The following is a 15,503-nucleotide window of genomic DNA, read 5'->3' as shown; positions in this document are numbered from 1 at the left end:
AGATTAATTACTGGAGGCAATATCTCTATTGATTAGTTGCTCAATTGCTTTAGCTTCAGGCACATCATTATGATGCCACTTGGCGAGGACTACTCCATCTTGCATCAGTACCAATCCGGGATTTGACCGGATAATAGTTTTAAGCACGGTAGCATCCGCAAAGTAGTAGGGTAGGGCCAACTGATGTTCGTGGCGAAAAGATTCAAAAATAGTTTCCCCGGAAGCGGTGAGGATGATAGGGTCAATGTGCTCGGGAAGTTTACTGCTTAGTCTTTTGATTTCATCCAGCGACTCTGTATCTGCCTTTTGAGCATCGTACATAATAATGATAAACTTATCACCCTCAAATGTCTGTTCGGTAAAATCTCCTTCCGGATTCCACACACTATAGTCAGTGATTTTAGGCTGAGCTTCCGGGTTGAGTAGTACCATTTCTTTAAACTCATAACCACCATCAGATGGATAATCCATAAACTCCTCCTCTTTACCATCCTTGGTCATAATGTATTTGTACTTCAGTTGAGCGGAAGGCTGCATCAATTGGGGTATATTTGCCCCAACTTTGTAGGCTCTGAAATCAATGTAAGGGAGATGTTGAATAGCAATAATCGCTCCTGCGATATTGACTAAAGCAACCACCCCAATAGTAATATCTGCCCTTCCCTGATCCAAAAAAGGTTCAACCCGATCGCGGTACAAGAATAAAAGTAGTATAAGTACCAACAGAATAATATCCTTGATAAAAGACTGCCAGGGAGTAAGCTTGATGGCATCGCCGAAGCAACCACAATCAGTAACTTTATTAAAGTAGGCTGAATAGAAAGTGAGGAAAGTAAAAAACACAATCAGCCCCAGTAAGATCCAGGCGGTGATGCGCATGCGGTAATTGAGCAGTACAGCTACTCCTAGCACTACTTCCAGTACACTTAGTAAAACCGAGAAAAAAAGAGCCGCAGGAACCAGGTATGCAAAGAAAGGAGCAAAATCAGCCGCAAAAACTTCAAAGTATTCTTCAAGCTTGATGGCAGTGCCTACAGGGTCATTAATCTTGATCAGACCGGAAAAGATAAATAAACCACCCACTAGGAAGCGGGAAATCTGGACAATAATATTCATGAAATATAATTTACTACTGTACAAAGTTAAACTGATTAAATAGAAAACCCCATCTATTCATTTAATAGTTCTGTAGAGGTTTATTGATTTTCTACTTTTTGAAAAGGTAAAGTTGCGTATTAAACGAACCTAAAAAGAAAACGCAAAAACGGTATTTTTCACTTAGCTGGCTTTAAGTATTTTTCTTTTCAATGACTTCTTTGTAAGCGCTGGCAACATGACTATATTCGTGTACATTTTGAATTCTCAAAATTAATTGATATATAAAATAACTTGGGTACGAAAATTGATCAATATACAAGCAAAAGGTAAAATATTTTCTCTTAAAAGAAGCATAAATTTAAAGGGAAATCTGATTGATCTGAGTAGCCCAATCGTTATGGGGATTTTAAATGTAACCCCCGATTCTTTTTACGATGGCGGGCGCTACGTTTCAGATGAAAGCTCCTTGTTAAATCAGGCAGAGACTATCCTCAAAGAGGGGGCAAAGATCATTGACATAGGGGGCTATTCTTCCAGGCCGGGAGCGGCGCACATCAGCACAGAAGAAGAGATAAAACGTGTAATAAAAGGAATAGAACTGGTATCTAAATTCTTTCCGGAAGCGTATATATCAATAGACACTTTCAGATCTGAGGTGGCGAGAGAAGCAGTAGGTGCGGGAGCATGCATGATCAACGATATCTCGGGTGGCAACTTGGATGACCATATGTTTAGTACAGTGGCTTCATTACAAGTTCCTTACGTATTGATGCATATGCGGGGAACACCTCAGGAAATGAAAGAGTTAACTGAGTATGAAGACCTGACTGGAGAGATTGTGGATTACTTTCAGAAAAAGCTGACAGTACTAAGAGAAAAGGGTGTGGCAGATGTAATCATAGATCCCGGTTTTGGTTTTGCGAAGACCATTGATCAGAATTATGAGCTGTTAAGGAAAATGCAGGACTTCCAGATGCTGGATGTTCCTATACTTGCCGGCCTCTCACGAAAGTCAATGATTTATAAGAGATTGGGAATCACGGCTGAGGATGCGCTAAATGGTACTACAGTACTGAATACAGTAGCCATTATGAATGGTGCCTCTATCCTGAGAGTTCATGATGTAAAAGAAGCAATACAAACCATCAAAATTTTAAAAAAAATATATAGTTGATTTATCTTTTTTCTATAGGGTTTCTTGAAATTAGCTGGGTAGATATCATTGATATTTTACTGGTAAGTGTACTCTTGTACCAGGTCTACAAGCTAATGAAAGGAAGTGTAGCCCTGAGTATTTTCTTTGGCTTTTTAACCTTATATTTAATTTATCTGGCGGTAAAAGCCGCCCAGATGGAATTGCTTTCTGCTATTTTAGGTCAGTTCATGAGCGTGGGTGTACTGGCGGTAATGATCCTTTTTCAGCCTGAAATCAGAAAATTTCTTCTACTGGTAGGTAAGACTACAGCATTCAACCGAGATAATTTTTTTAAGAATTTTTGGAAAAAAGATGATGACGAAGGAAAAATCAACATCACGCCCATTATAGATGCTTCTAAAAGTCTAAGCGGTTCCAATACCGGTGCGCTCATCGTATTCTCAAAGAGTTCTCCTTTAAAGTTTTACGCCGAATCTGGTGACGAAATAGATGCGGTAGTCTCTAAGCGATTGCTGCTTGCTATCTTCAATAAGTATAGCCCTTTGCACGATGGGGCTGTGATTGTACATGAAAATCGTATTAAAGCCGCCCGCTGCATTTTACCGGTAACAGAGCGTGATAACTTGCCTGCTGAATTCGGACTACGGCATAGAGCCGCTATCGGAATGACAGAGATTACCGATACATTGGTGCTGGTGGTATCCGAAGAAACCGGGCAGATGTCTGCGGTACGTAATGGAGAAATCGCTCATAACCTTCCCGCAAAAGAGCTAAGGAAAAAAATAAATGAATACCTCTACGAAGAGAAAGAAGAAGAAGAGTTTGTACTGGACCAGGCCAAAGCTGAGGAAAAAGCATTTGTAGAGAAGAAAGAGAAAGGTAAAGAAAAGGATAAAGATAAAACCAAAGAGAAGGATAAGGAAAAATCCAAACAAACTGCAGATGAGAGTATGACTACCCAGGACTAGTTATTCATTACTTTTCTTAGGACGATTCGGGATTTTGAATTTTGGTTTAGGTTTAGCTTGAGATGTTGTGCCCTTTTTTTCAAGTTCAGCACTCTCTTTGATCGGAAATCGTCTTCTAATGGTATTTATTAAATAAAGCTTCTGCTGACTGAAGCTATTGGGATGCACTTCTGTAAAAAGAGCACACCAGTCTTTCCACATCTCAGCTTCCTTTTCCTTAAAGGCTTTGGCGTCTATTTTTTTGCTGCTCAAATACTCTTCAAATTCCTGCATACTTTGGTAGATATCCTTCCAGAACTTACGTTTATTTTAAACTTTGAAGTTTTCGGTCTTAAACTTGATGCGAATTTTTTACAATTGCAATACAATGAATAATCATACCCAATGACAATACAGGAAAATATCTCGCTCAGACCCTATAATACCTTTGGAATAGATGCTATTGCGCGCTTTTTTGTTGAAATAAACAGCGTAGATGACTTAAAGGAACTTATCAGCAAGGAGCTTTACTGGGAGAAAGAAGTATTCATTCTTGGGGGAGGCAGCAATGTGCTGCTGACACAGAATTTTAACGGGCTGGTAGTCAAAATGAATATACCAGGCATAGAAGTAGTTGAAGAGAATGAAAACTTTGTATGGGTAAGGGCAGGAGCGGGTGAGAACTGGCATATGTTTGTATTGCATTGTATCGCTCGTGGTTATGGGGGAGTAGAAAACTTATCGCTTATACCCGGTACGCTAGGGGCTGCACCTATGCAAAATATTGGTGCCTATGGGGTGGAAATTCAGGATGTCTTTGAATGCCTGGAAGCAGTAAATTTGAGTGATGGAAAAGTAAAACAGTTTTCACATGAAGAATGTCAGTTTGGCTATCGGGAAAGTGTATTTAAACATAGCCTAAAAGGCAAATACATCATAACCCATGTTACCCTTCGCTTGAGTAAGCAGCCGGAAGTCAATACAACTTACGGAGCCATAGAAGAGACGCTGAAAGAGATGCGTGCCCAGAAAGGCTATGAAGCCCGCACCCCTATAGAAGAAGTGAGTGAGGCAGTAATTCGGATAAGGAAGAGTAAACTGCCGGATCCGCTCAAAATAGGAAATGCTGGTAGTTTCTTTAAAAATCCAGTAATAGAAGCCAGTAAGTTTGAAAGCTTACAGCAAGCTTATCCGCATGTGCCGGGATATCAACTGCCTGACAAAAAAGTGAAAGTCCCCGCCGGATGGTTGATTGAGCAGTGCGGTTGGAAAGGAAAAAAAGTAGGTAATACTGGCGTACATAGTCAGCAGGCTTTAGTATTGATAAATCATGGAGGGGCACAAGGTAATGAAGTAAGGGCGCTGGCGATGGAGATCAAGGACTCAGTCTGGGAAAAGTTTGACATTGAAATTTCTCCTGAAGTCAATATCATTTAAGTAACATTAGGGTAGCTTATCTTTGTCGGATGTAATACTTTATGTTTATACATTTTTGTTTACATTTGGTTATCATAAGATTAAACTAAAAAGACTACACACTATGAAAAAAAGTATTGTATTATCATTTTTTGCTTTTGCGTTAGTAGCGCTAATGTGTGAAAATGTGTTGGCCCAAAAAGCCATGGAACCCAAGCCCAGCCCAATGGCAATAGCCAAAATGAAGAAAGATGATGCCTACATCAAAGTAGTGTATAGCCGTCCTCACCTGCGTAACAGGAAAATGATCGGTGAGCAGGAGCCTTATGGTAAGGTCTGGAGATTGGGGGCTAATGAAGCTACTGAAATTACCCTGACGGAAGATGTAAAGTTAGGAGGAGAGGAAGTGGAAGCTGGTACTTATTCTATGTTTGCTATTCCTGAAAAAGACAAATGGACTATCATTCTGAACAGTGAATTAGGGCTATGGGGAGCTTATGAGTACGATGAAAGTAAAGATGTGGTGAGGTTTGATGTGCCAGTGAAAAAAGGATCAGAAAAATACGAGCCATTTACTATCCAGTTCAATGAGATGGGCACCAAAATGATGATGATGTGGGATACCCTTCTGGTAGAAATTCCGGTTGAAGTATAAATACCAACTAAATATTGAAAGAAACCAGCTAATGCTGATTAGCTGGTTTTTTATTTCGGATTATTCTACAGTTACTGACTTTGCCAGATTGCGAGGCTGGTCAACATTACAACCTCTCAGTACTGCAATATGATAAGAAAGCAGCTGTAGAGGAATGACAGATATCAGTGGCATCAACTGCTGATCTGCTTTAGGCACTTCCAGTACATAATCTGCCATTTCGGCAATCTGTGTATCCCCTTCAGTTACTATGGCAATCACTTGCCCTTTCCTGGCCTTAACTTCCTGTATGTTAGATACAATTTTTTCGTAAGAACCATCCTGGGTAGCGATGAAGATTACCGGCATCTCTTCGTCAATCAACGCAATAGGACCGTGCTTCATTTCAGCGGCAGGATAGCCTTCTGCATGGATATAAGATATTTCCTTAAGCTTTAAAGCGCCTTCCAGTGCTACCGGAAAGTTATGTCCTCTTCCAAGGTAAATTGCATTAGGTGCATCTTTATATACCTGCGAAATATACTCTACCTGCTCATTGAGCGTAAGCGCTTTTTCTACCTTTTGTGGGATCTGGCTCATCTCTTTAAGTAAATTGTGATAGGCATCCTCCTTGAGTGTGCCTTTGCTTTTACCGATGAGTAAGGCAAACATCGTAAGTACGGTGAGCTGGGCAGTGAAAGCTTTGGTACTGGCTACGCCTATTTCAGGGCCGGCATGGGTATAAGAACCCGCATGAGAAGCCCGGGCAATGGACGAACCAACTGCATTACAAACTCCTAATACGGTAGCCCCCTTACTTTTTGCCAGTTCTACTGCCGCCAGCGTATCTGCTGTCTCACCCGACTGCGAGATGGCGATTACAATATCTCCAGGATTGATTACCGGGTTACGATAACGGAATTCTGAAGCATATTCAACTTCCACTGGTATACGGCATAAATCTTCTAAAATGTATTCAGCTACCAATCCGGCATGCCATGAAGTACCACAAGCCACAATCACGATACGCTTGGCATTGACGAGTTCGTCAATGTAGTCCCGGATACCGCCCATCATTAAGGTGCCAGTTTCTGCATTGAGGCGGCCTCTCAGACAATCACTAATGGATTTGGGCTGCTCATGAATTTCTTTGAGCATAAAATAGTCAAAACCACCTTTTTCTATAGCTTCCAGTTCTATATCAATGGTCTGAATATAAGGGTCTGAAGGAACATCGTTCAGGTCTTTGATATGAAATTTACCAGCCTGTACTACGCAAACCTCATCATCATTCAGATAAACTACTTCATTAGCATACTCCACGATAGGTGTAGCATCGGAAGCAAAGAAAAACTCGTCTTTTCCCAGACCCAACACCAGAGGACTGCCCTTACGCGCAGCTATTAGTGTTTCGGGTTCATCTGCTGACATAATAACTATAGCATAAGCTCCCACTACTCTTTTCAAAGCTATTCTCACTGCTTCTTCCAGCGTAAATCCATTGTGCTGTTTTACATCTTCTATGAAGTGGATGAGTACTTCAGTATCGGTCTCACTTTTGAACGTATGTCCTTTTTGAAGCAATTCTTTCTTCAGCGCATCATAGTTTTCAATGATACCATTGTGGATGATTGCCAGCTTACTATTTCCGGAGTAATGAGGGTGAGCATTTACGTCATTCGGTACCCCATGTGTAGCCCAGCGGGTATGTCCCATGCCAACATGGCTGTTGAGCAACTCTTCAGGAAGCTCGTTATTCAAATGGCCCTCAAGCTCGGATACCTTTCCTTTTTTCTTATATATACTTAGACTGCCATTATTTAAGGCAATCCCAGCACTATCGTATCCACGATATTCAAGGCGTTTCAGTCCTTTGATGACAACTTCATGAGCCTGTCGATGTCCGATGTAGGCAACAATTCCACACATAAGTTTAAAAGTTTATAGCGGTTTTTACTTAAGATACTTTACGTATACTACAAAAGCAGTGCGAGAAATCTTTGTGAGGTTTTAACAAAAATCATAAAAGATATAATAAAAAGATGAATGTTGGTTTTACTCACTACTTTTATCAGCTGAAGTTGAATTTGAAAAGGGTTTTTGAAATCAATGCGTTAAAAAAGTGAAATAAAGTACAGAGGGCAAAAGAGAGGGAAGTACTCATTTTTTCCATTCTGCCTGGCGATGCTCATATATATATTCAAGGATTTCAGTATCTGCTTCTGAAAGCTGTAATCCGCGTCTTTGGACGACATGCTGTGCTACCTCCAGCGCCTTTTCTATACGATAGATACTGCTTTCACCTACGCCCCCCCAGCTAAAACTGGGAATAAACTTTTCCGGATAGCCGGTACCAAAAACATTGGCTGATACTCCTACTACCGTACCTGTATTGAACATCGTATTGATACCACATTTGCTATGGTCGCCCATCATCAATCCACAGAAGAGTTCGCCGCTATCTTCATATCTGCGTGTCCCATAATTCCACACTTTGACGGGCTTATAATTATTCTTCAGGTTTGATGCATTAGTATCTGCTCCGAAATTACACCACTCGCCGATAACAGCGTTACCCAAAAAACCTTCGTGTCCTTTATTGCTGTTACCGAATATAACCACATTCTTCACCTCGCCACCTAGCTTGGAGTGAGGGCCTAAAGTAGTCGCTTCTCTGATTTTGCTACCTATATTTACATGTGAACCTTCCAGCATGGCAAAAGGCCCTTTGATCACGGCGTTTTCATGAACTGTAGCGTTTTTTCCCAGGTAAATAGGACCAGTCTCAGCATTTAATACGGAAGCCCTGACTGAGACTCCTTCTTCAATAAAGATGTCTTCTTTCTTTCCATATAGGATGGTATGGGGATCATCCAGTTTAGCTGACTGTCGGTTTTTTGTAATGAGCTCATAATCGGCTTTAATTTGCGCTGCGTTTTGTAGAAAAATATGCCAGGGCTGCGTAAGTTGTTGGATCGGAGGATTATATTCAACATTCTGGCAATGGGAAAGCATACTTGTGAGTGCCTCAAAAGCTTCTTTGTAAGGTCTATCATGCTGCTGATTACCAATCTCATTAAGCTGATCAGCTGAAGTATAAACTGCGATGAGTAGTTCTCCCTGCCTTAAAGCTTGACCTTCTTCCATCTGAGTGATTGCCTGCTGTAGTGCTTCCTCAGGGTAGACACTAGCATTGATAAAAAGAAGATGATCGGCTCCTGATGCCTGGAGCGGGTACTTCTTCTGTAAGTAGCCTTCGGTAAAATTACTGTACTGATTGTGTGGACTAAGCCGATGGGTCCATTTTTGAGCCATAGTAAGGATACCCGAGCGGATTTCACTTATGGGTCGAGTAAGCGTAAATGGCTTAAGGTTATCTCTAAGGGTCGGGGTATCAAAAAAAATGATATGCATACAAAAATTGTGGTTTGAGCAAAGATTCTAACTTGTTGTTAAGTTAATATGAATGAAGTGCTTTCGCACTTAAATGTATTGAATTAAGTAATTATTACTGTTTACCCTAATTATTGACATTTAATATGGCTAAACTCAGCGAAGCCCGTACTTTCTTAAAATCTTTTACCAATACTGATGCCAGAAAGTTTGTGCAATCCATCATGAAAAGAAACTACGCGGAAGCAATCATTGAACATCATCCTGATCCTCAATCTATTCATAGAAAAGCAGTAATAGATAAATGTCAGTATCTGGTAGACTCCACATTTCAGCGGATCAAACAAATTCAAGGTTCAGCCGAAGAGCTTTTTCCTCTTTTTGCCCGGCTTTCCCGTAATAAGCAGCCTCGTGATGAGATTTGGTTTGACGAATTTTTACAGGCTTATCAGCTTTATAAACATCAGCGGAAGTTGCGTAGACGCTACGAAAAGATAAAAGGTTACCTGCAAGGTACTTCCTATTGCGACATAGGTTGTGGAGGAGGGGATTTTGTGGCTTTTCTTAAACACCAACATGAGTCATTCCAGAGAGTAGCAGGCATAGATGTGATGGACTGGCGTACTGAAGCTGTAAAAGATGAGATCGGTTTTCAGACGCTGGATCTTTCTCAGTCAGACACTTTTAGCGAAATCAAATACGATACGATGAGTTGCCTGGCGGTACTCCATCATGTAGGTAATACGGATGAAACTCAGGGTGTTTTTTTACAGAATATCCGACATTCACTTTCTGATGGAGGGAGGCTGATCATTGAAGAGGATGTGATGTTACCAAAAGACGAACTAAAAAATAATCCTTATTATCAGCATCAGCTTGAGTCACTGAAAGGCCAACAGTATCCTCTCTCAGACTTTCTCAAATTTGATTATGCTACGCAAAAGGACTGCATCATCCAGATAGATTTTTTGGCCAATGCCCTGGCAGTAGGCGTGCCTGAGATGGCTTTTCCCTGCGGATTTCGCAGTATAAAAGAATGGACCACACTTTTGGAAAAAAATGGATATGAAGTAGAAGAAGTAAAAATCGCTGGCTTTGTGCCGGGAAATTTTAATCAGTCCTCTCATGTCTATTTTGTGCTTAACAAAAAATAAAAATTGAGTTGATCAAAATTTAGGTATTTGTAAGTCAGGGAATAATTCTGAAAGGTTTTGTGTTAGAGGATGAGTCATTTACACTTTTAACCTATGCGATCAATATTTCATAGCGTATATATATTCGGAATTGTATTTATTGCCGCTGCATGTAGCAGCAGCAAACAACTAGATCAGCTTTTTACCAGAGCTTCTCCTTATGAGAAGTACCTGCAAAGGCTGCAAAAAAATGAGCTTGACCGGACAGCCCTGGGGGCAGACTGGCTAAAAGCAGGCAAAATGAGCCTGGAAGATTCTCTGCTGATAGAGGTGCCTTATCATGAGACAGGTTATTTTCCTCCTGAAAAGCCCAAAGCCCTTAGCCTCAGATACCCGGTACAGGAAGGACAGCAGATTCACATTGCGCTGGAAACCCTGGCGCAGCCGGAAGCTACCATTTTCATAGACGTTTTTTCCGTAGAAAAAGACAGCAGTCTTGAGCTTATACATTCTGCCGATACTTTGCCTCAACTTCAGTACGAAGTGGAAGAAAGCGGCTGGCATGCCTTGCGTATTCAGCCTGAACTATTGCGCGGTGGAGCTTATAAGCTGAACATTAACTTTCAGCCTTCACTGGCTTTTCCAGTTAGCGGCATCGACAGCAAAGCGGTTGGGAGTTTTTTCGGTGCTCCCCGAGATGGGGGCAAAAGGAGTCATAAGGGGATAGATATCTTCGCTCCTAAAGGGACGCCTGTGCTGGCAGTAAGCGATGGAGTGGTAGGGCACAGAATGCAAAGTGGTTTGGGAGGTAAAGTCGTCTGGTTAAGCAGTTTGGAAAAGCGCTTCAGGCTATATTATGCTCACCTGGATAGTCAGGCAGTGAAGCCAGGGCAGCGGGTATCCGTAGGAGATACTTTAGGCTTTGTGGGCAATACCGGCAATGCACGTACTACCCCTCCGCACCTGCATTTTAGTATCTACAAAATAAGCAGAGGGGCAGTAGATCCTTATCCCTTCGTACATGCTTTGCTCAAGGAGGAGCAAATTTTGGCAGCTGATCCTTCTGAAGTAGGAATTGCCGTACGCACCAGCGCCACACTTTCTAATATCCGAAAGGGACCGACAACAGACTCAGAAGTAATCGGGCGTTTTCCTCAGTATACATGGCTGAATATTGAAGGCAAAAGTAACCGCTGGTATCGCGTTGCTCTGCCTGATGAGCAAAAAGGGTTTATTCATGACAGCCTGATAGAGCCCTTGGATGAACCCACCCAACAGCTTGAACTGAGCGAACAGGATAAATTTTACTTTGACAATCCTTACGGAAGCGGGGCAGTACGTGGAGATTGGATCGCCGGAAATACAGAAGTATTGGCTAATTATGATTCTCTGCTTTTTGTCAGAACAAGTGAGGGACATCACGGTTGGATAGATACAGAAAAATAGGTTTTGGTTATGGATTAAGTCTGTTGAAAAAAATTTGCAGATAATTTTCAATATTTAACTTTGCCTTTGATATTCTGGCACTAAATTTACTATGTTTAAGGAGAATTGAGCCAAACACAAACCATATCACTTTATCAGCCTTTACTGTATGCTATTGCATTACGCATGGTAGGATCTTTACAGGATGCTGAAGATATCGTACAGGATACCTTTATGAAATGGCTTACCATAGATCAGGAAAAGATAGAAAACACCAAAGCTTATCTGATCCGTACAGTTACCAATAATTGTATTAACCACCTCAATTCTTTCCGTAAGAAAAAGAGCGAATATTTCAGCAATCTGAAAAACAGTGAGTTGTTGGAAAAATATCGTGATTTTGAACTCCCTCGTTTTGATCTGGAAAATGAACTTTCTGAAGCCCTTGCTTTGGTGCACAAAAAACTGGAGCCGGTAGAAAAAGGAATTTATCTGCTTCGTGAAGTGTTTGATTATGAATATGAAGATTTACAGGAAATCTTCGGTAAGAAAAAAGAAAATTGCCGTCAGCTTTTTTCCAGAGCTAAAGAAAAACTTCAACAGGAAAACAGAAAAAAATCTTCAACAGACACCCAACCTCTTCAACTGCTGGAAAGCTTCAAAAAAGCCTGCAACTTTGGTCAGCTATCCGAATTTGTGAACCAGGTCAGCCATGAGGTGAACAAGTTTACGCTTCAAAAGAAGTAAAAAACTTTTCTTTTTTTGTCACATCTCATTTTCTCACTTGTCTTTAAAAATGACATCCCTTTTGAAGGGAAAGGTGTATAGAAACATACTCTTTATTTAACTAACACTTATGTACGTAATTCTTGCTTTCTTTGTAGCCCACTGGTATTTATCATTATTCTTCCAGACATTCTTTTTACACAGGTATGCTGCGCACAGAGCATTTACCATGTCTAAAACCACCGAAAAAATATTTTTCGTGCTTACCTGGATTTTTCAGGGCTCTAATTACCTGAGCGCCTATGGTTACGGAGTGATGCACCGCATGCACCATGCTTTCGCTGATACTCCCGAAGACCCACACTCACCCACTTACGATGAAACGATCTGGAGGATGATGTGGAAGACCAAAACCATTTATTCGTCAATCTGTAATGGTAAGCTTGAAGTAGAAGAAAGATTTACCAAAGGAGTACCCCCGTTGGGATATCTTTGACAAATTCGCTCGCTCATGGGTTTCCCGTCTCTTCTGGGGTACTATCTATGTACTGATTTATATGCAGTTTGCTACCGTTTGGTGGTTATGGTTACTCCTTCCTATTCAGTTCCTGATGTCTCCGGTCCACGGGGCAATCATCAACTGGTTTGCTCATAAGTATGGCTATGTGAACTTTAAAGTAAGCGATACTTCTAAGAATTTCCTGCCTGTTGACTTCCTGATGATGGGAGAGAGCTATCACAATAATCACCACAAGCATGGCTCCAGAGCTAATTTTGGAGGCTTCCGCTGGCATGAGATAGATCCAACTTATCTGGTTATCTTGCTGCTTGATAAAACGGGCGTTATTCACCTTAATAAGCGTAAAGAGGTAAAAATCGGACAAACCAAAAAGGCAGCATAAAAAAATATTTTATCATCATTCAAGGTAAAGTCTGGCGTTCAACTAATACGTTGAGCGAAAGGCTTTACCTTTTTTTATTTTAGCCGCATGCTTCAACTCAAAGGTATACATCATATTGCGATCATCTGCTCAGACTATCATAAGTCTAAGCGCTTTTATACAGAGATACTGGGATTTCAGATAGTAAGAGAAGTGCATCGGGAGGAAAGACAATCTTACAAACTGGACCTGGCACTTCATGGACAGTATGTAATAGAGCTGTTCTCATTTCCTGAGCCTCCTGCACGTCCCAGTCGGCCTGAAGCAAGAGGGTTGAGACATTTGGCCTTTGAGGTGGATAATGTGGAGGTAGCAGTGCAGGCTTTAGCAGAGCAAGGAATTAACTGTGAAGAAATCAGGACGGATAAGCTAAGCGGGAAGCGTTTTACTTTCTTTGCCGACCCGGATGATTTGCCTCTTGAACTGTATGAAAAATAAAAAAGGGCAGCCAAACAGCTACCCTTCCGTTGTTAAAATAGATCTGTCTTATTAAAAGTGATATCTTACAAAAGCTTCCATGGCCTCATATTCGGCTAATCCCAGCTTATCATAAGCATCGGCGGTACCTTTATTACGGTCTTCAGCACGCTGCCAAAACTCTCTGGGGTCTGAGCCAGGGAACAAAGGACGGTCTTTCTGAGACTGGTGCTTGAACACCGCACGACGCTTTCTCATCAATTCTATCGGGCTGATAGGCACTGCCATTTCAATCTGATCAATATCCCACTCCTGCCATGCACCGCGGTACAGCCATACATAGCAGTCTTTCATCCATTCCTCATCTTTTAACCTGTCAACTGCCTGCATGATGGCGCTTAGACAGACACGGTGCGTGCCATGAGGATCTGAAAGGTCACCTGCTGCATAAATCTGATGAGGTTTCACCTTTTTCAGTAAGTCTACAGTGATCTGGATATCATCTTCGCCCAAAGGCTTCTTGCGTACTTTTCCAGTTTCGTAGAAAGGCATATCCATGAAGTAGTAATTTTCTTCCTGGATACCGCAATAGCGACAGGCTGCTTTAGCCTCACCACGACGAATCAACCCTTTGATCAACTGTACGGGGCGAGGATCTACCTCACCGGGAAGCTTGCTCTCAGTAGCTTTAAAAACTTCGTCGAATAAAGTCTCAATTTTGTCGTCTTTCAGATCAAAAACTTCTTTGAAATCATTGGCAAAATCAGCAAAGCGGAGCGCGTCATCATCAAAGACCGCGATATTTCCAGAAGTCTGGTAAGCAACATGTACATCATGACCCTGATCTACCAGGCGGAGTAGTGTTCCTCCCATAGATATAACATCATCGTCAGGGTGAGGACTGAAAATCAACACTCGCTTGGGGAAAGGCTGCGCTCTTTCGGGCCGCTGGCTGTCATCCGCATTGGGTTTTCCTCCTGGCCAGCCTGTGATGGTATGCTGTAGTTCGTTGAAAATACGGATATTGATATCATAAGCAGGGCCATGATCAGCAATGAGGTCACTCATACCATTCTCATTGTAATCTTCAGGGGTTAGCTTTAAGACGGGCTTATCTACTTTATCACATAACCAAACCACTGCTTTGCGGGTAAGCTTCTGGTCCCAATGACAAGGCCCAACCAGCCAGGGTGTTTTAGCACGGGTCAGTTCAGCGGCGGCGGCTTCATCCACAATCACTTGTGCATTGGCATGATCCTGTAAGAAAGTAGCAGGAATCTGGTCAGTGATAGGGCCTTCTACAGCCTTTTGGATCACAGAAGCTTTTCCTTCACCCCAAGCCATCAGGATAATCTGACGAGATTCCATAATGGTCTGTACACCCATAGTGATCGCCCGGCGAGGTACAAATTCCTCTCCGAAGAAGTCACTTGCTGCTGCGGTACGGGTAATTTTGTCAAGTGTAATCAGGCGGGTACGGGACATTTCTCTGGAACCTGGTTCATTGAAACCAATGTGTCCGGTACCTCCAATACCAAGAAGCTGGATGTCAATACCTCCTGCTTCTTTGATTCTGTTCTCATACGCTACACAGTACTCACTGATTTTTTCGATGGGTACGGTACCGTCGGGGATATTGTAATTTTCAGGATCTATGTCTACATGATCAAAGAGATACTCTTTCATGAAGCGCACATAGCTTTGCAGCTTGTCGGGCTCAATAGGATAGTACTCATCAAGGTTATAGGTGATCACATTTTTGAAGCTCAGTCCTTCTTCCTGATGCATCCTAACCAGTTCTTCGTATACTCGGGTAGGAGAAGAACCGGTAGCCAAACCCAGAACAGCTTTTTTGCCTTGCTGTTGTCTTTCAACAATCAGGTCCCGTATGGTCTTGGCAATTTCTTTAGATGCAGTTTCAGAATCCTCAAAAATACTTGTAGGAATTTTCTCAAATTGCTTTTCAAGTGCAGTAGCTTGGTCCATTTTTCTGTTCGATTAGATTGAGTGAATTGCAAAATTAGCTACTTTTTTTTGATAAAGTGGCATAGAATAAAAAGAATCAGAATACAACTTAAAATGAGTAGAGTGTAAATGTTAAGAATAATATTCTGAAATTTATTTTTTTTATAGGACTTTGTTTTGATCAACACCCCAAAGTGATCGCTCAAGGTGTTGATCAATAAGAGGTTAGCCGAAGAATCATTGGTTCTTCAG

At 41.6% G+C, this 15,503-nt stretch carries 13 protein-coding genes and 1 pseudogene; 9 read left to right on the top strand and 5 right to left on the bottom strand.

Features of this window, described 5'->3' with window-relative positions; translation table 11 throughout:
* Positions 1-3: 3 nt before the first annotated feature.
* Positions 4-1,116: a BT_3928 family protein gene (locus tag OKW21_RS23215; RefSeq protein WP_277484052.1), complete on the bottom strand. Its 1,113-nt coding sequence runs from the start codon at positions 1,114-1,116 to the stop codon at positions 4-6.
* 379 nt (positions 1,117-1,495) lie between these two features.
* Between OKW21_RS23215 and folP the strand changes: the two genes are divergently transcribed.
* Together folP and cdaA are read left to right on the top strand one after the other, a co-directional pair.
* The gene (gene folP / locus OKW21_RS23210; RefSeq protein WP_277484050.1) at positions 1,496-2,272 is read left to right on the top strand and encodes a dihydropteroate synthase; all 777 of its coding nucleotides are present in this window, start codon (positions 1,496-1,498) and stop codon (positions 2,270-2,272) included.
* Positions 2,269-3,222 (top strand): diadenylate cyclase CdaA, encoded by a 954-nt coding sequence (gene cdaA, locus OKW21_RS23205; RefSeq protein ID WP_277484047.1) that lies wholly within the window; start codon positions 2,269-2,271, stop codon positions 3,220-3,222. The genes folP and cdaA overlap by 4 nt, the downstream gene beginning before the upstream one ends.
* Here the strand turns inward: cdaA and OKW21_RS23200 are convergent, their stop codons facing one another.
* Complete coding sequence (locus OKW21_RS23200) at positions 3,223-3,495, bottom strand: hypothetical protein (protein ID WP_277484044.1); 273 nt, start codon at positions 3,493-3,495, stop codon at positions 3,223-3,225.
* Between the two features lie 111 nt (positions 3,496-3,606).
* On the opposite strand from OKW21_RS23200, the gene murB reads away from it, so the two are divergent.
* Both murB and OKW21_RS23190 read left to right on the top strand, forming a co-directional pair.
* On the top strand, positions 3,607-4,638 hold the full coding sequence (gene murB, locus OKW21_RS23195; protein WP_277484041.1) for a UDP-N-acetylmuramate dehydrogenase: 1,032 nt from the start codon (positions 3,607-3,609) through the stop codon (positions 4,636-4,638).
* A gap of 103 nt (positions 4,639-4,741) precedes the next feature.
* Positions 4,742-5,272: a DUF2911 domain-containing protein gene (locus OKW21_RS23190; protein WP_277484039.1), complete on the top strand. Its 531-nt coding sequence runs from the start codon at positions 4,742-4,744 to the stop codon at positions 5,270-5,272.
* Positions 5,273-5,332: 60 nt separating this feature from the next.
* Here OKW21_RS23190 and glmS read toward each other — a convergent pair whose 3' ends face one another.
* Together glmS and OKW21_RS23180 are read right to left on the bottom strand one after the other, a co-directional pair.
* Positions 5,333-7,180: a glutamine--fructose-6-phosphate transaminase (isomerizing) gene (gene glmS, locus OKW21_RS23185; RefSeq protein ID WP_277484036.1), complete on the bottom strand. Its 1,848-nt coding sequence runs from the start codon at positions 7,178-7,180 to the stop codon at positions 5,333-5,335.
* 231 nt (positions 7,181-7,411) lie between these two features.
* The gene (locus tag OKW21_RS23180) at positions 7,412-8,665 is read right to left on the bottom strand and encodes a putative sugar nucleotidyl transferase (RefSeq protein WP_277484034.1); all 1,254 of its coding nucleotides are present in this window, start codon (positions 8,663-8,665) and stop codon (positions 7,412-7,414) included.
* 125 nt (positions 8,666-8,790) lie between these two features.
* Here OKW21_RS23180 and OKW21_RS23175 point away from each other — a divergent pair, with 125 nt between their 5' ends.
* The 5 genes and pseudogenes from OKW21_RS23175 (at position 8,791) to gloA2 (ending at position 13,307) form a co-directional block, all read left to right on the top strand.
* Complete coding sequence (locus tag OKW21_RS23175) at positions 8,791-9,798, top strand: class I SAM-dependent methyltransferase (RefSeq protein WP_277484032.1); 1,008 nt, start codon at positions 8,791-8,793, stop codon at positions 9,796-9,798.
* A 93-nt stretch (positions 9,799-9,891) separates the two neighbouring features.
* The gene (locus OKW21_RS23170; RefSeq protein WP_277484029.1) at positions 9,892-11,223 is read left to right on the top strand and encodes a M23 family metallopeptidase; all 1,332 of its coding nucleotides are present in this window, start codon (positions 9,892-9,894) and stop codon (positions 11,221-11,223) included.
* Positions 11,224-11,328: 105 nt separating this feature from the next.
* Positions 11,329-11,949, top strand: a complete 621-nt coding sequence (locus OKW21_RS23165) for a sigma-70 family RNA polymerase sigma factor (protein WP_277484027.1) — start codon at positions 11,329-11,331, stop codon at positions 11,947-11,949.
* A 109-nt stretch (positions 11,950-12,058) separates the two neighbouring features.
* Positions 12,059-12,830, top strand: a pseudogene (locus OKW21_RS23160) (acyl-CoA desaturase).
* 87 nt (positions 12,831-12,917) lie between these two features.
* Positions 12,918-13,307 (top strand): SMU1112c/YaeR family gloxylase I-like metalloprotein, encoded by a 390-nt coding sequence (gloA2, locus tag OKW21_RS23155; RefSeq protein ID WP_277484024.1) that lies wholly within the window; start codon positions 12,918-12,920, stop codon positions 13,305-13,307.
* 51 nt (positions 13,308-13,358) lie between these two features.
* Here the strand turns inward: gloA2 and nagB are convergent, their stop codons facing one another.
* On the bottom strand, positions 13,359-15,272 hold the full coding sequence (gene nagB / locus OKW21_RS23150) for a glucosamine-6-phosphate deaminase (protein ID WP_277484021.1): 1,914 nt from the start codon (positions 15,270-15,272) through the stop codon (positions 13,359-13,361).
* Between the last annotated feature and the right edge of the window lie 231 nt (positions 15,273-15,503).

Origin of the sequence: Catalinimonas alkaloidigena (assembly GCF_029504655.1) — a bacterium.
GTDB lineage: Bacteria > Bacteroidota > Bacteroidia > Cytophagales > Cyclobacteriaceae > Catalinimonas > Catalinimonas alkaloidigena.
Note: the sequence above shows the minus strand (reverse complement) of the source record. Positions and strands in the feature narration are given on the sequence as shown.